The sequence below is a fragment of the Pseudomonas canadensis genome, assembly GCF_030980095.1.
GTDB lineage: Bacteria > Pseudomonadota > Gammaproteobacteria > Pseudomonadales > Pseudomonadaceae > Aquipseudomonas > Aquipseudomonas canadensis.
This window is the reverse complement of the sequence record NZ_CP133298.1, coordinates 1,294,800-1,313,695: the sequence shown is the minus strand read 5'-3', so window position 1 is coordinate 1,313,695 and position 18,896 is coordinate 1,294,800. Positions and strand designations below refer to the sequence as shown.

The window sequence follows — 18,896 nt, the reverse complement described above, 5'->3', positions numbered from 1 at the left end:
TGCCAGCCAGCACCGCGGGAAGTCCTGTTCATTTTGCAAAGACCTCCAGCAATCGGGGCGCAATTCTATCCAGTGGGCGAATTTCAACAGCAGCATCAATCGCCGCCGCCGCTTTGGGCATGCCATACACCGCCGAGCTTTGCTGATCCTGGGCGATGGTCAAATAACCTTGTTCACGCAGTAACTTGAGGCCCTGGGCCCCATCGCGCCCCATACCGGTCAGCAGTACGCCGACGGCATCGCCATTCCAGTGGCTGGCCACGCTTTCGAAAAACACGTCGATCGAAGGTCGGTAGATCTCGTTTACCGGTTCTGCGGTATAGGCTAGCGTGCCATTTTTCAGCAATCGAATGTGGTGGTTGGTGCCAGCCAGCAGCACCACGCCACTTTGCGGGGGTTCGCCTTCACGGGCCAGGCGCACCGGCAGACCGGAGGCGCTGCTCAGCCATTCGGCCATGCCGGCAGCGAACACTTGGTCCACATGCTGCACCAGCACAATGGCGGCGGGAAAGTCCCGGGGCAAGCCTTTGAGCAGGATTTCCAGGGCAGCCGGGCCACCCGCCGATGAACCGATTGCCACCAGGCTCTGGCGTTTCCCGGTAATTCGCGGCGCAACGGTTTCAGCGCGTACGCGGCTGCCGCGCTGGCCGATCAGCCAGCCGATATTGAGGATCTTGCGCAGCAGCGGCGCCGCCGCATCCTTGGGATTGCCCACGCCCAGGGTCGGCGTGTCCACCACGTCCAGGGCGCCATGGCCCATGGCTTCGAACACTCGGCTGACGTTGGCCTGGCGATCAACAGTCACGATAACGATGGCGCATGGGGTCTCGGCCATGATCTGGCGGGTGGCTTCCACGCCGTCCATCACCGGCATGATCAGGTCCATCAGGATCAGGTCCGGCGTCAGCTCAGCGCAGCGCTGTACCGCTTCCAGCCCATTGGCGGCCACCCAGACAACCTGATGCGCGGGCTCGAAGCTCAAGGCGCGGCGCAAGGCCTCCACCGCCAGGGGCATGTCATTGACGATCGCAATCCTCATGCCCGCGCGCCTCCGATCAGTTCCACCACGGCGTCCAGCAGGGCGTCATCATGAAAACTGGCTTTGGCTAAATAATAGTCGGCGCCGGCGTCCAGTCCACGACGACGGTCTTCTTCGCGATCCTTGTAGGACACCACCATCACCGGCAACGATTGCAGGCGACTGTCACGGCGCAAGAGTGTGACCAATTCAATACCGTCCATACGAGGCATATCAATATCAGTGATCAACAGGTCAAAGTCTTCGGAGCGCAAGGCGTTCCAGCCGTCCATGCCATCGACCGCCACCGCCACTTCATAACCACGATTGAGTAACAATTTGCGTTGCAACTCACGCACGGTCAGCGAGTCATCCACCACCAGCACCCGTTTACGCGGCGCTTCGGTGGCCTGCTGGCTGCGTCGCGCGATACGTTCCAGGCGGCCGGTGTTGAGCAGTTTGTCCACCGAACGCAGCATGTCTTCCACGTCGACGATCAACACCACCGAGCCGTCATCCAGCAAGGCACCGGCGGAAATATCCTGGACCTTGCCCAGACGATCATCCAGCGGCAGCACCACCAGGGTACGCTCGCCGATAAAACGCTCCACGGCAATCCCATACACGGCATCGCGCTCGCGGATCACCACGACCTTCAAGGTGTCCGACGGACTCTGCCCTGCCGGCCTCTGCAGCAACTGGCTCGCGGCGACCAGGCCGACATGCCGGCCTTCGTGCCAGAAATGCTGGCGACCTTCCAGTTGCACGATATCGTCCGGCGCCAGGTCGCACATGCGTTCGATATGGGCCAGCGGGAACGCATAGGCTTCCTCGCCAACTTCCACCACCAGGCTGCGCACCACCGACAAGGTCAGCGGCACTTCCAGGTGGAAACGACTGCCCTGCCCCGCCGTCTGTTCCAGCACCACTGCGCCGCGCAGTTGGCGGACCATGTGCTGCACCGCATCCAGGCCGACCCCGCGCCCGGACACTTCGGTGACCTTGTCGCGCAGGCTGAACCCCGGCAGGAACAGGAACGTCAGCAACTCTTCTTCGCTCAGGCGCAGGGCGGTTTCCAGCGGCGACAGATGCCGGTCGACGATGGTGCCGCGCAGGCGTTCCAGGTCGACGCCATTACCATCATCGCTCAATTCCAGCACCAACAAACCGGCCTGGTGGGACGCGCGCAGGCGGATCAGGCCTTCAGCCGGCTTGCCGGCGAGCAGGCGTTGCTCGGGCATTTCGATGCCGTGGTCGACGGCATTGCGCAACAAATGGGTGAGCGGCGCTTCAAGTTTTTCCAGCACGTCGCGGTCGACCTGGGTCTTTTCGCCCTCAATCTCCAGACGCACCTGCTTGCCGAGGCTGCGGCCAAGGTCACGCACCATGCGCACCTGCCCGGCCAGGACATCGGCAAACGGGCGCATGCGGCAGGCTAGCGCCGTGTCATACAGCACCTGGGCGCGCTGCCCGGCCTGCCAGCCGAACTCGTCCAGCTCGGCGGTTTTTTCCGCCAGCAGGGCCTGGGCTTCGCTGAGCAGGCGGCGGGTGTCAGCCAGTGCTTCCTGGGCTTCCAGGTTCAGACTTTGGGTCTTGAGTTGCCCGTCCAGCGTATCCAGGGCACGCACGCTCTGGCTTTGAATGCGCTTGAGGCGCTGCAAGCTGGCCAGGTAGGGTTTGAGCCGCTGGGTTTCCACCAGGGATTTGCTCGACAGGTCGAGCAGGCTGTTCAGACGCTCCGCGGTTACCCGCAGCACACGTTCGCCGCCTTCGGTCATGCGTTTGTTCTGACGCAGCGGCTCAGCAGCCACTGGCGGCGCGGGCTCGGGCTCCGGCGGCAGCTCTTCAACGACAGCCGCCGGTTCTGGCGGCGGCGCAGGCTTGACCGGCGCCTGGGAGGGATCCAGCAGGCGTTCCATCAACGCCACATAGGCTTCGATATCCGCCGGCCCCACGTTATTGTCGGGCGTAGCGATGCGCATCAGCAGGTCGGTGCCTTGCAGCAACGCATCAATATGTTCGGGTTGCAGGTACAGGCGGCTTTCCTGGGCGCTGACCAGGCAATCTTCCATCACATGGGAGACGCTGACCCCGGCGTCTACGCCGACGATACGTGCCGCGCCCTTGAGCGAGTGAGCGGCGCGCATGCAGGCTTCAAGCTGATCGGCCTGGGTCGGGTTGCGTTCCAGGGCCAGCAGGCCCGCGCTCAGGACCTGGGTCTGCGCATCGGCTTCCAGGCTGAACAGTTCCAGCAGCGAGGCATCGCGCATCTGGTCGGGGGTCATGTGAGGCTCCGGGTCACGGCGGACAACAATTGCGCCTCGTCCAGCCACCGCAGGCTGCGGCCTTTCCACTGCAACACGCCTTGGGTGTAGCGCGCGCTGGCCTGGGTGCCGGAGGCCGAAGCCGCCTTCAAGGTGCGCTCATCGATGGCGTGGATCCCGTCGACTTCATCCACCGGCACCACCACCGGGCCATCCTGTGCGGCGATGATCAGCATGCGCGGCATGATGCGGCTGCCGCTGGTGCCGTTGCTGGTGACATCCAGGCCGAGCAGTTCCACCAGCGAAAGGCACGCCACTAGCGCACCCCGCACATTGGCCACGCCGAGCAAGGCGCGCGAGCGTTGGTGCGGCAGGGAATGGATCGGTTGCAACGGCGCGACTTCCACCAGGCAACGGGTGGCAATGCCCAACCATTCTTCGCCGAGACGGAACATCAGCAAAGAACGGGTGACCACGTCTTCGCCCAGCTCGACAGTGGCATGCGGGCGATGCGCATCCTGCTGCAAGGCGTAGCGGTCCAGCAACCGCGTGGCTGCTGCCGAGTACACCGAGCAGTTGCGGCAATGGATATGGTCCGCCAGCAGCGGGCAGGATTTGTCGCCATGAATGCCGATGCGGTTCCAGCAGTCGTCGATGGCTTGGGTGTCGGCCAGGGTCAAGTCCAGGCCTGCGGTGTCGAGCGCCTCGGTGTTACTCATCGTTTGGACTCACTGTCAGCTCGCTCGCTACGGGCAGCCCGCGCCTGCAAGCGGCGCGCTCCCGCACTGTCGCCCTGGGATTCGAGCAACGCGGCCAGGTGCATCAAGGCCTGCGGGTGCTGGGGCTCCAGGTACAAGGCTTTTCGATAATAACCCTGGGCTTCCAGGGCGCTGCCGGCCACGTCGCTGAGCAGCCCAAGCCAGTAGAACACCTGGGCGGCCGGCGGGTGGTTGCTCAAATACTGTTCGCACGCGGCGCGGGCTTCGGCACTCTTGCCTTCATTGGCCAGGGTGGCGATGCGACTGAGCAAGTCGCCCGCATCGGTGTGCGGCGTCTTGATCGGCACCACCTGGGCGCTGGCCGTGCTGAACGGCCGTGGCTTGCTCGGAATCGGCGCCGCACTGCGTTGCGGGATCGGCGCGGCGATCGGCACAAACACGGGCTCAGGCTTGACCGGCTCGGCATGCCGACTGTACGCAAACGACTGCGGCACCCCAATTGAACGCATGCCATGGCGCCCCAGCAGGCTGCCCTCGGCCGGGCCGATAAACAGCACGCCGTCCACGTGGGTCAGGCCCTTGAGCACGTCGAACACTTGCTTCTGCGTGGGCTGGTCGAAGTAGATCAGCAGGTTGCGGCAGAACACAAAGTCGTAGCTCGCCTCATTCGCCAACAAGCCCGGATCGAGCAGGTTGCCCACTTGCAGGCGCACCTGTTCGCGCACACGGTCGGCAATGTGGTAACCATCGCCGTATTCGGTGAAATGGCGATCGCGAAAGGCGATATCGCCACCGCGAAACGAGTTCTTGCCATACACCCCGCGCCGCGCACGTTCCACCGACAGCGGGCTGACATCCAGGCCCAGCACCTTGAACTGGTGCGGCGCGAGGCCTGCGTCCAGTAATGCCATGGCAATCGAATAAGGTTCTTCACCCGTGGAGCACGGCAGGCTGAGGATGCGCAGTGCGCGCATTTGCTTGATTTCGATCAGCCGCGCCTTGGCCAAGCGGGCCAGGGTCGCGAACGATTCGGGGTAACGGAAAAACCAGGTTTCCGGGACGATCACCGCTTCGATCAGCGCCTGCTGCTCATCCTCGGAACTTTGCAGGTGCTGCCAGTACTCGCCGGCGGTTTGCGCATTGACGGCCTGGCTGCGCTGGCGCACCGCGCGTTCGATGATGGCTTCGCCCACCGAGGCGACATCCAGGCCGATGCGCTCTTTAAGGAAGGCAAAGAAACGCGGATCGCTGCTCATAGGCTCAGCTCGGCAGAAAACAGTACGGTGCGCACCTCATCGGTGAGCAGGTCATTCACGCCGATCCATTGCATCAAGCCCAACGCGTCTTCGCGCACCGGCCCCAGATACGGCGCCTGGCGGTTGTCGAGGCCGTAGGGCTGAAACTCCGCCGGATCGCAACGCAATGTGTCGGTGGCCTGCTCCAGGATCAGTCCGAGCCAGCGTGCCTCGGTCCAGGGCTCGGGCTGGTAATTGACCAGTACCAGCCGCGTGCTGGTGCGCGCCTGGGCGGCGGTGCCAAAGGTCAATGCGCTAAGGTCGATCACCGGCACCAGCGTGCCACGGTGGGCAAAGATGCCCGCCACCCACAGCGGTGCATGGGCGATGGGTTTCAAAGGCAGGCGCGGCAGCACCTCGGCCACTTCCGTGGCCTTGAGGGCGTAACGTTCGTTGCCGATGTGGAACACCAGGAACAACGCCTTTTTCGCTGCCGAGACGGCACCGCGTTTAGCCGCGAGGTCGCTCATCAGACTTTGAAACGCGACACGCCGCTGCGCAGACCGACCGCCACCTGGCTCAGCTCATCAATGGCAAAGCTGGCCTGGCGCAGGGACTCGACGGTCTGGCTGCTGGCATCGCCCAGTTGCACCAGGGCGTGGTTGATCTGCTCGGCACCGGTGGCCTGGGCCTGCATGCCTTCGTTGACCATCAATACCCGCGGCGCCAGGGCCTGTACCTGATGGATGATCTGCGACAACTGCTCGCCCACTTGCTGCACTTCAAACATGCCGCGACGCACTTCTTCGGAGAACTTGTCCATGCCCATCACGCCCGCCGACACCGCCGACTGGATCTCGCGCACCATCTGCTCGATGTCGTAGGTGGCCACGGCAGTCTGGTCGGCCAAGCGACGCACTTCGGTGGCAACAACAGCAAAACCGCGACCGTACTCCCCAGCTTTCTCGGCCTCGATCGCCGCGTTAAGCGACAACAGGTTGGTCTGGTCAGCGACCTTGACGATGGTCACCACCACCTGGTTGATGTTGCCGGCCTTCTCATTGAGGATCGCCAACTTGGCGTTGACCAGATCGGCCGCGCCCATCACCGAGTGCATGGTTTCTTCCATGCGCGCCAGGCCTTGCTGGCCGGAACCGGCGGCGACCGAAGCCTGGTCGGCGGCGGTAGACACTTCGGTCATGGTGCGCACCAGATCCTTGGACGTGGCCGCGATTTCGCGGGAGGTGGCACCGATTTCGGTGGTAGTCGCAGCGGTTTCAGTGGCGGTGGCTTGCTGCTGCTTGGACGTGGCGGCAATCTCAGTCACTGATGTAGTGACCTGCACCGACGAACGCTGGGCCTGGGACACCAGGGCGGTCAGCTCGGTCATCATGTCGTTGAAGCCGGTTTCGACGGCGCCGAACTCGTCCTTGCGCTCCAGGTTCAAGCGCTTGCTCAGGTCGCCGTCGCGCATGGTTTCGAGGATGTCGACGATGCGCTGCATCGGCGCCATGATCGCGCGCATCAGCAGCAGGCCACACAGGCCGGCGGCGAGGATGGCGACGACCAACGACACAAACATGCTGATTTTCGCTGCGGATACCGCATCATCGATCGCGTTGGTCGCACGGTCGGCGACGTTTTTGTTCTCGGTGATGATGTCGTTGAGCTTCATGCGGCCTGCGGTCCAGGTCGGCGTCAACTGCGTGTCGAACTCTTTGCGTGCCGCAGCCAGGTCACCGCGTTGCAGGCTGTCGAGCACCGTGGACAGGCTCTTGTTATAGGCCTGGTGCAGGGTTTCGAACTTGTCGAACTCGGACCGATCGTCACCGCCGGCGATGGTTTTTTCGTAGTTATCCATCTGCTGCAAGATGCGTGCTTCAAAGGACTTGAACTCCGCACGGTCGGCGTCGCTCAACTGCTTGTTTTCACGCAGGCCCAGCAATTCGAGGGTCTGCAGGTAGCTGTCGACCCACGCGCTGCGGATCATGGAGCTGAGGTAGACCCCCGGCACCGCATCATCGCGCACCGCAACTTCGCTGGTTTCGATCTTCAGCAACCGTGAATAGGAGACCACAACCATTAACAGCATGATGGCGATAATGACCGCAAAGCTTGCCAAGATCCGTTGGCGCAAGGTCCAGTTCTTCACAGTAATTCCTCGAAGGGCCGATCAAATGCGAGGGAGTATAGCTGAGCAGAAGCCCTCATTTATCAACGGGTTTTGATGTAGCGCTCACAGAATGCAAAAACACCCCGGGCCTTTACGGCATCCGGGGTGCTCTCAATAAAGCCATGGGGTCAGAGCGAGGCTTGGCGTACCTGTTTTTCCAGTTCCAGCTTCAACCCCGGCTCCAGTTTCAGTTGCCGCGCCAGTTCGTCGAGGTAAGCCTTCTCCATGTAGTTTTCCTCGTCCACCAGCATCACGCTGGCGATGTACATCTCGGCGGCCATTTCCGGCGTGCCGGCAGCTCGCGCCACGTCGGCTGGATCGAGGGGCTTGTTGAGCTCAGCGTGCAGCCAGCTTTGCAGTTCGCGGTCGTTGTCCAGCTTGGTGAATTCGCCTTCGATCAATTCGCGCTCGCGCTCATCCACATGGCCGTCAGCCTTGGCGGCAGCGACCAGCGCCTTGAGGATGCCTTGGCTGTGTAGCTCAACCTGGGCCGGTGGCAGGCGGTCAATGGTCTGCGGCTCACCTTTCGGGGCATTGGCCTGTTGCGCCTGCCAGTTGCCATAGGCTTTGTAGGCAATGACGCCCAACGCCGCCAAACCGCCATAGGTCAGGGCCTTGCCGCCGAACTTGCGGGCTTTTTTGTTGCCCAGCAGCAGCCCCATGGCGCCGGCCGCCAAGGCGCCGCCGCCTGCGCCACCGAGCAGGCTGCCAAGGCCACCACCGCCGAGCAAACCGCCCAGTGCACCTTTGTCGTCCTGCTTACGCTGGCCGCCAGCCTTGTTTTGCAACATGTCCTGGCCAGACTTGAGCAACTGATCGAGCAATCCACGGGTATTCATTCGTAGCCTCCAGACACTAGGGTTCATAGGACCAATAGGCTCCCAGCGTAAAACTAAGTGCCAAAAAGCCTCGATCTAGAGTGCTTCCAGATGTAACGCGGTCGCCCTTCACTTAAATCGATATACACTCGAACAAATCTATAAAAACACCCCACTGGTAATTCCAGCATGATGACCTTGCGTCAAATCCGGCATTTTATCGCCGTGGCCGAAACCGGTTCGATCTCCGCTGCCGCGCAGACAGCGTTCATTTCCCAGTCCACCCTGACCCTGGCGATCCAGCAACTGGAGCAGGAAATCGGCGTCAACCTGTTCAACCGTCACGCCAAGGGCATGACCCTGACCCATCAGGGCCATCAATTTCTGCGCCAGGCGCATCTGATCCTGGCCACCGTCGACAACGCCAAGCGCAGCCTGCAGCAGAGCACTGACCAGGTCGCCGGGCAGTTGATCATCGGCGTGACGAGCCTGGTGGCTGGCTATTACCTCGCGGATTTGTTGACGCGATTCCAGCGCGCCTACCCCAATGTGGAAATCCGCGTGATGGAGGATGAACGCCCGTATATCGAACATTTGCTGGTCAGCGGTGAAATCGATGTGGGCGTGCTGATCCTCTCCAACCTCGAAGACCGCCACGCCTTGCAGACCGAAGTCCTCACCCACTCCCCGCACCGCTTGTGGCTACCGGCACAACATCCACTGCTGGAACACGACAGCATTAACTTGGCCGATGTGGCGCGTGAACCGCTGATCCAGCTGAACGTCGACGAAATGGGCCACAACGCCCAGCGCATGTGGACCGGCGCAGGCCTGCAACCTCGTGTGACCTTGCGCACCGCTTCCACCGAAGCTGTGCGAAGCCTGGTGGCGGCGGGCCTCGGCGTGTCGATCCAGCCGGACATGACCTACCGGCCCTGGTCACTTGAAGGCGACATCATTGAAGCGCGCCCGATTGCCGACCTCAGCCAGACCCTCGACGTGGGCCTCGCCTGGCGCCGTGGCACCGCCCGGCCTGCGCTGGTCGACCCGTTCCTCACCGTCGCCCGTGAACAGCCCCACCCACGCAAGCCATCTATTTAATCGAATGCTGCATTCAGTATTTAGTATTTGTTGACCTCGCGCCTGACCTCTAGTCTCTGTTCATCCCCTAAGAGAAGGTCAGGCGCCTTGTAAGAGAACGCCCATGGCCACACAAGAAAAGAGATCGCGAAAAATGTCCGGCGCGCCCACCCCGCTGCTCACTGCGTTGCTGATCGACGGCGAACTGGTCCAAGGCCAGGGTTTTGCCGAGTCGATCCTCAACCCGGCCACCGGTGAAGTGCTCACCCAAATCGCCGAAGCCAGCACCGAGCAGGTCGAAACCGCGATCCTCGCCGCCCACCGCGCCTTTGCCGGCTGGTCACGCACCACGCCGCAGCAGCGCTCGAACATCCTATTGGGCATCGCCGACGCCATCGAAAAACAAGCCGACTACCTGGCCCGTCTGGAATCTCTGAACTGCGGTAAGCCCTTGCATCTGGCGCGTCAGGATGATTTGAGTGCCACCGTGGATGTGTTCCGCTTCTTCGCCGGGGCTGTGCGTTGCCAGACCGGACAGTTGAGCGGTGAATACCTGCCGGGCTACACCAGCATGGTGCGTCGCGATCCGATTGGTGTAGTCGCTTCGATTGCGCCGTGGAACTACCCGCTGATGATGGCCGCGTGGAAGATCGCCCCCGCCTTGGCTGCCGGTAATACCTTGGTGTTCAAGCCGTCGGAACATACGCCGCTGTCGATCCTGGCCCTGGCCCCCGTGCTTAAAGAGCTGCTGCCACGTGGCGTGATCAACATTCTGTGTGGCGGCGGCGAAGGCGTCGGCAGTCACTTGGTCAGCCATCCCAAGGTGCGCATGGTCTCGTTGACCGGCGATATCGTCACCGGGCAGAAGATTCTGCAAGCCGCCTCCAAAACCCTAAAACGCACGCACTTGGAACTGGGCGGCAAGGCCCCGGTGATCGTGTGCAACGACGCCGACCTGCAAGCTGTGGTGGAGGGCGTGCGCGCCTACGGCTATTACAACGCTGGCCAGGACTGCACCGCCGCCTGCCGCATCTATGCCCAGGCCGGCATCCACGACAAACTCGTCGCCGAACTGGGCGCGGCGGTCAGCAGCCTGCGTTTTGCCGGTAAACGCGATGCAGACAATGAACTCGGCCCGCTGATCAGCACGCGCCAGCGCGACCGCGTCGCCAGTTTTGTAGAGCGCGCCCTCGGCCAGCCGCATATCGAACGCATCACCGGCGCCGCCGTGCATTCCGGCGCGGGCTTCTATTACCAACCCACCTTGCTCGCCGGCTGTAAACAAAACGATGAAATCGTGCAGCGCGAAGTATTCGGCCCGGTGGTCACCGTGACCCGCTTCGACGAGCTGGAACAGGCAGTGGACTGGGCCAACGACTCCGAATACGGCCTGGCCTCCTCGGTGTGGACCCAGAACCTGGACAAGGCCATGCAGGTCGCGGCGCGCCTGCAATACGGCTGCACCTGGATCAACAGTCATTTCATGCTGGTCAGCGAAATGCCCCACGGCGGCTTGAAGCGTTCGGGGTATGGGAAGGATCTGTCCAGCGATTCGCTGCAGGACTACAGCGTGGTGCGCCACATCATGGCGCGACACGGCCAGCATCTTTAAAACAACAACTAAGCTCATGCGTTACCGGTTTGAACAACTGCCCCGACCATAATTAAAGAAGAGGGAACCCCATGTCTGCGCACAAGACCGCACTGCTCAGTGCCCTGACCACCGCGCTGCTGGCCAGCGCCAGCCTCCAGGCCGCCGAACCACTCAAAGCAGTGGGCGCCGGTGAAGGCCAGTTGGATATCGTCGCCTGGCCCGGCTATATCGAACGTGGCGAAAGCGACAAGGCCTACGACTGGGTCACCGGTTTCGAGAAGGAAACCGGCTGCAAGGTCAACGTGAAAACCGCCGCCACCTCTGACGAAATGGTCAGCCTGATGGCCAAGGGCGGGTATGACCTGGTCACCGCATCGGGCGATGCGTCGCTGCGGTTGATCGTCGGCAAGCGTGTGCAGCCAATCAACACCTCACTGATCCCCAATTGGAAGAACATCGACCCGCGCCTGAAAGATGCGCCATGGTATGTGGTCGGCCAGCAAACCTACGGCACCCCGTACCAGTGGGGCCCGAACGTGTTGATGTACAACACCAACGTGTTCAAGACCGCGCCCACCAGTTGGAACGTACTGTTCGACGCGCAGAACTTGCCGGACGGCAAGCCGAACAAAGGCCGTGTGCAGGCGTATGACGGCCCGATCTACATTGCCGATGCGGCGCTGTACCTCAAGTCGACTAAGCCGGAACTGGGCATCCAGAACCCCTATGAACTGACCGAAACCCAGTACAAGGCGGTGCTCGAACTGCTGCGCGCGCAACAGCCGCTGATCCACCGCTACTGGCACGACACCACCGTGCAAATGAGTGACTTCAAGAATGAAGGTGTGGTGGCCTCCAGCGCCTGGCCGTATCAGGTCAACGGCCTGCAGAACGAGAAACAGCCGATTGCCTCGACCATTCCGAAGGAAGGCGCCACCGGCTGGGCCGACACCACCATGTTGCACAGCGAGGCCAAACACCCGAACTGCGCCTACAAGTGGATGGACTGGTCGCTGCAGCCGAAGGTCCAGGGCGACGTTGCCGCCTGGTTCGGTTCGCTGCCGGCCGTGCCTGCGGCCTGCAAGGAAAGCGAACTGCTCGGCGCCGAGGGTTGCAAGACCAATGGTTTCGACCAGTTCGAAAAGATCGCCTTCTGGAAAACCCCGCAGGCTGAAGGCGGCAAGTTCGTGCCGTACAGCCGCTGGACCCAGGATTACATCGCGATCATGGGTGGCCGCTAAGGGTCCCTGCAGAGACTGCTTCTTGTGGTGAGCAGGCTGGCCCTGCGCGGGGCAAGCCCGCTCACCACAAAAGCCCGATTTTCACCGTTTCAGCGCAGCACACATGCATCCTCGTTTTTTCAGAAGTCCAGGCCGGGCCGCTGCGACGACCCGCGCCTTTTTGGAGCACCGCACCATGACGCTTGCAGTCCAATTCACCCACGTTTCCCGTCAGTTCGGCGAAGTGAAAGCCGTTGACCGGGTTTCCATCGATATCCAGGACGGCGAGTTCTTTTCCATGCTCGGCCCTTCCGGCTCGGGCAAGACCACCTGCCTGCGCCTGATCGCCGGGTTCGAGCAGCCGAGCGCAGGCTCGATTCGCATCCATGGCGAGGAAGCCGCCGGCTTGCCGCCGTATCAGCGTGATGTAAACACTGTGTTCCAGGATTACGCGCTGTTCCCCCATATGAATGTGCGCGACAACGTGGCCTACGGCCTCAAGGTCAAGGGCGTGGGCAAGGCGGAACGCCTGAACCGCGCAGAAGAGGCGCTGGCGATGGTCGCCCTCGGCGGCTACGGCGACCGCAAACCGGTGCAACTGTCCGGCGGCCAACGTCAACGGGTCGCCCTGGCCCGCGCCTTGGTCAATCGTCCACGGGTATTGCTGCTGGATGAACCCCTGGGCGCCCTCGACCTCAAGCTGCGCGAGCAGATGCAAAGCGAGCTGAAAAAGCTGCAACGCCAACTGGGCATCACCTTTATCTTCGTGACCCACGACCAGACCGAAGCGCTGTCGATGTCCGACCGCGTAGCCGTGTTCAACAAAGGCCGCATCGAGCAGGTCGACACCCCGCGCAACCTCTATATGAAACCCGCCACGTCGTTCGTCGCGGAGTTCGTCGGCACCTCCAACGTGATTAGCGGCGAGCTGGCCCAGCGCCTCAGCGGCACTGCGCAACCCTTCTCGATCCGCCCGGAACACGTGCGCTTTGCCGAAGGCCCATTGGGCGCCGGCGAAGTGGAAATCAGCGGTCTGCTCCACGATATCCAATACCAGGGCAGCGCCACCCGCTATGAACTGAAACTGGAAAACGGCCAGGCGCTGAACATCAGCCAAGCCAACAACCAATGGCTGGACACCAGCAGCGGCCATCAGGTCGGCCAGTCCATCACCGCTCGCTGGGCACGGGAAGCCATGACCCCGCTGACCGACAGCGCAGGCGAGGTGTGACATGAGCCTAGCCCTTTCCCATCCGCCGATGCGCAGGTTTTCCAACCTGCTGTACCGCAAGCCCAACCTCTACCTGGCGATGCTGCTGGTGCCGCCGCTGATCTGGTTCGGCGCGATCTACCTCGGTTCGTTGCTGACCCTGCTCTGGCAAGGTTTCTATACCTTCGACGACTTCACCATGGCGGTCACGCCGGACCTGACCCTGGCCAACTTCGCCGCGCTGTTCCAGCCGTCGAACTTCGACATCATTGTGCGCACCCTGAGCATGGCGATCGTGGTGTCGATCGCCAGCGCTGTCGTCGCCTTCCCGATTGCCTACTACATGGCGCGCTACACCACGGGCAAGACCAAGGCGTTCTTCTACATCGCGGTGATGATGCCGATGTGGGCCAGCTACATCGTCAAGGCCTACGCCTGGACCTTGTTGCTGGCCAAAGGCGGCGTGGCGCAGTGGTTCGTGCAGCACCTGGGTTTGGAGCCGGTGTTGCAGTTCGTGCTGGGCATTCCCGGCGTGGGCGGCAGCACCTTGAGCACCTCGCACCTGGGGCGCTTCATGGTGTTCGTCTACATCTGGCTGCCGTTCATGATCCTGCCGATCCAGGCGTCCCTGGAGCGTTTGCCGCCGTCGTTGCTGCAAGCCTCGGCGGATCTTGGCGCCAAGCCGCGCCAGACGTTCATGCAGGTGATATTGCCACTGTCGATTCCGGGGATTGCCGCCGGCTCCATCTTCACCTTCTCGCTGACGCTGGGCGACTTCATCGTGCCGCAGCTTGTAGGGCCACCGGGTTACTTCGTCGGCGGCATGGTCTACGCCCAGCAAGGCGCCATCGGCAACATGCCCATGGCGGCGGCGTTCACCTTGGTGCCGATCGTGCTGATCGCGGTTTACCTGTCCATCGTCAAACGCCTGGGGGCCTTCGATGCACTCTGAAAAATCTTCTATGGGCCTGAAGATCGCCGCTTGGGGTGGACTGGTTTTTCTCCATTTCCCGATCCTGATCATCTTCCTCTACGCCTTCAACACCGAAGAAGCCGCGTTCAGCTTTCCGCCCCAGGGCTTCACATTGAAGTGGTTCAGCGTGGCCTTCGCCCGGCCGGATGTGTTGGAAGCGATCAAGCTGTCATTGCAGATCGCGGCCATCGCCACGCTGATCGCCATGGTGCTCGGCACGCTGGCCTCGGCGGCGCTGTATCGCCGTGAGTTCTTTGGCAAGCAAGGCGTGTCGTTGATGCTGATCCTGCCGATTGCGCTGCCGGGGATCATCACTGGTATCGCATTGCTGGCGACCTTCAAGACGCTCGGGATCGAGCCGGGGATGTTCACCATCATCGTCGGCCACGCGACCTTCTGCGTGGTGATCGTCTACAACAACGTCATCGCCCGCCTGCGCCGTACCTCCCACAGTTTGATCGAAGCCTCGATGGACCTGGGCGCCGACGGCTGGCAGACCTTCCGCTACATCATCATGCCCAACCTGGGCTCGGCGCTGCTGGCCGGCGGCATGCTCGCCTTTGCGCTGTCGTTCGACGAAATCATCGTCACCACCTTCACCGCCGGCCACGAACGCACCTTGCCGTTGTGGCTGCTCAACCAACTGAGCCGCCCACGGGATGTGCCGGTGACCAACGTGGTCGCGATGCTGGTGATGCTGGTAACGATGTTCCCGATTCTCGGTGCCTACTACCTGACGCGCGGCGGTGAAAGCGTGGCCGGGAGTGGCGGTAAATAACGTTGCAGCTGGAGGAGCTCAGTTCAAATGTGGGAGCGGGCTTGCTCGCGAAAGCGGTACATCAGATACACATGTGTCGACTGACACACCGTATTCGCGAGCAAGCCCGCTCCCACATTAAGAGCCGGTTTCTTCAGGGAATTAACACTCGTTTTGAGGAGAGCTGAACCATGCAAACCAAACTGCTGATCAACGGCCACCTGGTCGAAGGCGAAGGCCCGGCCCAGGCGGTATTCAACCCGGCGCTCGGCCGCGTGCTGGTGGAAATCAACGAAGCCAGCGAAGCCCAGGTCGACGCCGCCGTTCGCGCAGCCGATGCGGCCTTCGAAAGCTGGTCGCAAACCGCGCCCAAGGACCGCTCGCTGCTGCTGTTGAAACTGGCGGACGTGATCGAAGCCCACGGCGAAGAGCTGGCCAAGCTGGAATCGGACAATTGCGGCAAGCCCTACAGCGCCGCGCTGAACGATGAGATCCCGGCGATTGCCGACGTATTCCGCTTCTTTGCCGGCGCCAGCCGTTGCATGAGCGGCTCGGCCGGCGGCGAATACCTTCCCGGCCATACCTCGATGATCCGCCGCGATCCGGTGGGTGTGATTGCTTCCATCGCACCGTGGAACTATCCGCTGATGATGGTCGCCTGGAAAATCGCCCCGGCCCTCGCCGCCGGTAATACCGTGGTGCTCAAGCCGTCGGAGCAAACCCCGTTGACCGCGCTACGCATGGTCGAACTGGCCGCTGAAATCTTCCCGGCCGGTGTGCTCAACCTGGTGTTCGGCCGTGGGCCAACCGTCGGCAGCCCGCTGGTGAACCACCCGAAAGTGCGCATGGTGTCGTTGACCGGTTCCATCGCCACGGGCGCAAACATCATCTCCAGCACCGCCGACAGCGTGAAGCGTATGCACATGGAGTTGGGCGGCAAGGCACCGGTGATCATCTTCAACGATGCAGACATCGACGCCGCCGTGGAAGGCATTCGTACCTTTGGTTTCTACAACGCCGGTCAGGATTGCACGGCGGCCTGCCGGATTTATGCCCAGGCGGATATCTACGATGCGTTTGTCGAGAAACTCGGCGCGGCGGTCGCCAGTATCAAGTATGGCTTGCAGGATGACCCGGCCACCGAGCTGGGCCCATTGATTACCGCGCAGCATCGCGACCGTGTCGCGGGCTTCGTCGAACGCGCCGTGGCGCAGCCGCACATTCGCCTGGTCACCGGCGGCAAGGCAGTGGAAGGCAATGGCTTCTTCTTTGAACCGACCGTGCTGGCTGACGCGCAGCAGGACGACGAGATCGTGCGCCGCGAAGTGTTCGGGCCGGTGGTGTCAGTGACCCAATTCACCGATGAAGCGCAGGTGCTGGGCTGGGCCAATGATTCGGACTACGGCTTGGCGTCATCCGTGTGGACCGCCGATGTAGGACGCGCCCACCGCTTGGCCGCACGCCTGCAATACGGCTGCACCTGGGTGAACACCCACTTCATGCTCGTCAGCGAAATGCCCCACGGCGGTCAGAAGCTGTCCGGCTATGGCAAGGACATGTCCATGTACGGGCTGGAGGACTACACCACCGTGCGCCATGTGATGTTCAAGCACTAACCCCAGCGCCACCCCTGTAGGAGCCGGCTTGCCGGCTCCTACAGGGGTCTTATAACAATAAAATTTAGGTTCCTCCCCATGGATATCACCCGCCGCGACTTCCTCAACGGCGTCGCTGTCACCATCGCCGCCGGCATGACCCCACTGCAAATCCTGCAAGCCGCCCCCGATGGCCGTTACTACCCACCCGCCCTCACCGGCCTGCGCGGCAGCCATGCCGGCTCGTTCGAAGTGGCGCACCAGATGGGCTGGGAAAAGAAGGTGTTCGACACCGACACACTGCCAATCACTGAGGACTACGACCTGGTGGTCGTGGGCGGCGGCTTGAGTGGTTTGTCGGCGGCGTGGTTCTACCGCGAGAAGCACCCCAAGGCGAAGATCCTGATCCTGGAAAACCACGACGACTTTGGCGGCCACGCCAAGCGCAATGAATTCCAGGCCGGTGGCCGCATGATCATCGGCTACGGCGGTAGCGAAGCATTCCAGTCGCCCAATCACCTGTACAGCAAGGAAGTGAACGGGCTGTTGAAAAAGCTCGGGGTGAACATCAAGCGCTTCGAAACCGCCTTCGACCGCCAATTCTACCCAGGCCTTGGGCTGTCGCGCGGGGTGTTCTTCGACAAGGAAAACTTCGGCGAAGACAAACTGGTGACCGGTGACCCGACGCCGATGGTGGCCGACGATATTGCACCGGACCAGTTGAATGCCCGCGCCATCCGCGACTTCATCAATGACTTCCCCTTGCCAGCGGCAGACCGCCTGGCCCTGATCGAACTGCACACCGCGCCCAAGGATTACCTGCCGGGCAAGACGGCCGAAGAAAAGGCCGACTACCTGGCGGCTACCAGCTACCGCGATTTCCTGCTCAAGAACGTAGGATTATCGGAAGGTGCGGTGAAGTACTTCCAGAGCCGCACCAATGACTTCATGGCGTTGAGCATCGATGCGGTAGCTGCTGCTGACGCTTATAGCGTGGGTTTCCCAGGTTTTGCCGGGATGAACCTGGCGCCGATCAGCGAAGAAGCGGCAGCGGAAATGGAAGAGCCCTACATCTACCACTTCCCGGATGGCAATGCCTCGGTCGCGCGGTTGCTGGTGCGCAGCTTGATCCCGGGCGTGGCACCAGGGCACACCATGGACGATATCGTGCTGGCGGCGTTCGACTACGCCAAGCTCGACCAGCCCAAGGCAGCCGTACGGCTGCGCTTGAACAGCACGGCGGTCAGCGTGCGTAACGTTGGCAACAGCGTGCATATCGGCTATAGCCGTGGCGGACAACTCGCACAGGTGCGCGGCAAACGCTGCATCCTGGCCTGCTACAACATGATGATCCCCTACCTGTTGAAGGATTTGCCGGCGCCCCAGGCCCAAGCGCTCAGCCAGAACGTGAAGTACCCGCTGGTGTACACCAAGGTGGTGATCCGCAATTGGCAGTCGTTCCAGAAGTTGGGCGTGCATGAAATCTACGCGGCGACCCAACCTTACAGCCGCATCAAACTGGACTATCCGGTAAGCATGGGCGGCTACGACCACCCGCGCGACCTGGCGCAGCCAATCGGCTTGCACATGGTCTATGTACCCACCAGCCCCAACAGCGGCATGAACGCCCGCGACCAGGCCCGCGCCGGGCGGGGCAAGCTCTATGGGCAGACGTTCGAGCAACTGGAAGCGCAGTTGCGTGACCAGTTGCAACGCATGCTCGGGCCGGGTGGTTTTAACCATGAGACCGACATTCTGGCGATCACTGTCAACCGCTGGTCACACGGTTATGCGAGCTTCTCCAACAGCTTGTTCGACGATGCGGACCAGAGCGAGGCGTGGATGAACCTGGCGAAAAAGCCGGTGGGGCATGTGAGCATCGCCAACTCGGACGCGGCGTGGAGTGCGTATGCGCATGCGGCGATTGATGAGGCGTATCGCGCCGTAGGCGAAATCGCCTGACCCTTGTAGGAGCCGGCTTGCCGGCGATGAGGCCCATGAGCCTTGCAGCGTTCTCTCGGACGCCATCGCCGGCAAGCCGGCTCCTACAGGGGATTTTTGTGAGTCGGAAATGTCTTGTCGCATTTGCTAGGCCATCACGTCGCTATCAATCAATTTTCCTACGTCATCGAACCGCTTAAGCTATCCGGCGTCTGTTTAATGTCCGTTGTGTTTGGCCGAAGGCATGTCCGAACCGTAATTTCTGATCCGCTACGTGCCAGGAACGGCGCGGGATTTGC

15 protein-coding genes are annotated in these 18,896 nt (G+C 62.0%); 8 read left to right on the top strand and 7 right to left on the bottom strand.

Going from position 1 to position 18,896, the window contains the following annotated elements; all coding sequences use genetic code 11:
• Positions 1 to 28: 28 nt before the first annotated feature.
• The 7 genes from RB216_RS05980 to RB216_RS05950 all read right to left on the bottom strand — a co-directional run bounded on the left by RB216_RS05980 (position 29) and on the right by RB216_RS05950 (position 8,248).
• Positions 29 to 1,039: a chemotaxis response regulator protein-glutamate methylesterase gene (locus tag RB216_RS05980; RefSeq protein ID WP_028619115.1), complete on the bottom strand. Its 1,011-nt coding sequence runs from the start codon at positions 1,037 to 1,039 to the stop codon at positions 29 to 31.
• A complete protein-coding gene (locus RB216_RS05975) occupies positions 1,036 to 3,303 on the bottom strand; it encodes a hybrid sensor histidine kinase/response regulator (RefSeq protein WP_028619114.1) in 2,268 nt (755 codons plus the stop codon). The genes RB216_RS05980 and RB216_RS05975 overlap by 4 nt, the downstream gene beginning before the upstream one ends.
• Positions 3,300 to 4,001 (bottom strand): chemotaxis protein CheW, encoded by a 702-nt coding sequence (locus RB216_RS05970; protein WP_122686302.1) that lies wholly within the window; start codon positions 3,999 to 4,001, stop codon positions 3,300 to 3,302. The genes RB216_RS05975 and RB216_RS05970 overlap by 4 nt, the downstream gene beginning before the upstream one ends.
• Positions 3,998 to 5,257: a CheR family methyltransferase gene (locus tag RB216_RS05965; protein ID WP_028619112.1), complete on the bottom strand. Its 1,260-nt coding sequence runs from the start codon at positions 5,255 to 5,257 to the stop codon at positions 3,998 to 4,000. Before RB216_RS05965 ends, RB216_RS05970 begins: the two co-directional genes overlap by 4 nt.
• Positions 5,254 to 5,766, bottom strand: coding sequence for a chemotaxis protein CheW (locus RB216_RS05960; protein ID WP_028619111.1), 513 nt, complete (start codon positions 5,764 to 5,766; stop codon positions 5,254 to 5,256). Before RB216_RS05960 ends, RB216_RS05965 begins: the two co-directional genes overlap by 4 nt.
• Positions 5,766 to 7,388 carry a methyl-accepting chemotaxis protein gene (locus RB216_RS05955; protein WP_028619110.1) on the bottom strand — a complete coding sequence of 541 codons (1,623 nt, stop codon included), beginning with the start codon at positions 7,386 to 7,388 and terminating at the stop codon, positions 5,766 to 5,768. The genes RB216_RS05960 and RB216_RS05955 overlap by 1 nt, the downstream gene beginning before the upstream one ends.
• A 149-nt stretch (positions 7,389 to 7,537) precedes the next feature.
• Complete coding sequence (locus RB216_RS05950) at positions 7,538 to 8,248, bottom strand: tellurite resistance TerB family protein (protein ID WP_308908418.1); 711 nt, start codon at positions 8,246 to 8,248, stop codon at positions 7,538 to 7,540.
• A 168-nt stretch (positions 8,249 to 8,416) separates the two neighbouring features.
• Here RB216_RS05950 and RB216_RS05945 point away from each other — a divergent pair, with 168 nt between their 5' ends.
• The 8 genes from RB216_RS05945 to RB216_RS05910 all read left to right on the top strand — a co-directional run bounded on the left by RB216_RS05945 (position 8,417) and on the right by RB216_RS05910 (position 18,618).
• Positions 8,417 to 9,328 (top strand): LysR family transcriptional regulator, encoded by a 912-nt coding sequence (locus tag RB216_RS05945; protein ID WP_003209548.1) that lies wholly within the window; start codon positions 8,417 to 8,419, stop codon positions 9,326 to 9,328.
• A 133-nt stretch (positions 9,329 to 9,461) separates the two neighbouring features.
• Complete coding sequence (locus RB216_RS05940; protein ID WP_308908417.1) at positions 9,462 to 10,919, top strand: gamma-aminobutyraldehyde dehydrogenase; 1,458 nt, start codon at positions 9,462 to 9,464, stop codon at positions 10,917 to 10,919.
• A 71-nt stretch (positions 10,920 to 10,990) separates the two neighbouring features.
• Positions 10,991 to 12,142, top strand: a complete 1,152-nt coding sequence (gene ydcS, locus RB216_RS05935) for a putative ABC transporter substrate-binding protein YdcS (RefSeq protein ID WP_028619107.1) — start codon at positions 10,991 to 10,993, stop codon at positions 12,140 to 12,142.
• Positions 12,143 to 12,317: 175 nt separating this feature from the next.
• Positions 12,318 to 13,352: an ABC transporter ATP-binding protein gene (locus RB216_RS05930; RefSeq protein ID WP_308908416.1), complete on the top strand. Its 1,035-nt coding sequence runs from the start codon at positions 12,318 to 12,320 to the stop codon at positions 13,350 to 13,352.
• A gap of 1 nt (position 13,353) precedes the next feature.
• Entirely contained in the window at positions 13,354 to 14,283 is a 930-nt protein-coding gene (locus RB216_RS05925) for an ABC transporter permease (RefSeq protein ID WP_028619105.1), read from the top strand.
• Positions 14,273 to 15,082 carry an ABC transporter permease gene (locus RB216_RS05920; protein ID WP_012722540.1) on the top strand — a complete coding sequence of 270 codons (810 nt, stop codon included), beginning with the start codon at positions 14,273 to 14,275 and terminating at the stop codon, positions 15,080 to 15,082. The genes RB216_RS05925 and RB216_RS05920 overlap by 11 nt, the downstream gene beginning before the upstream one ends.
• 170 nt (positions 15,083 to 15,252) lie before the next feature.
• On the top strand, positions 15,253 to 16,677 hold the full coding sequence (locus tag RB216_RS05915; RefSeq protein ID WP_236320453.1) for a gamma-aminobutyraldehyde dehydrogenase: 1,425 nt from the start codon (positions 15,253 to 15,255) through the stop codon (positions 16,675 to 16,677).
• A gap of 78 nt (positions 16,678 to 16,755) precedes the next feature.
• On the top strand, positions 16,756 to 18,618 hold the full coding sequence (locus RB216_RS05910) for a flavin monoamine oxidase family protein (protein WP_308908415.1): 1,863 nt from the start codon (positions 16,756 to 16,758) through the stop codon (positions 18,616 to 18,618).
• Positions 18,619 to 18,896: the final 278 nt, after the last annotated feature.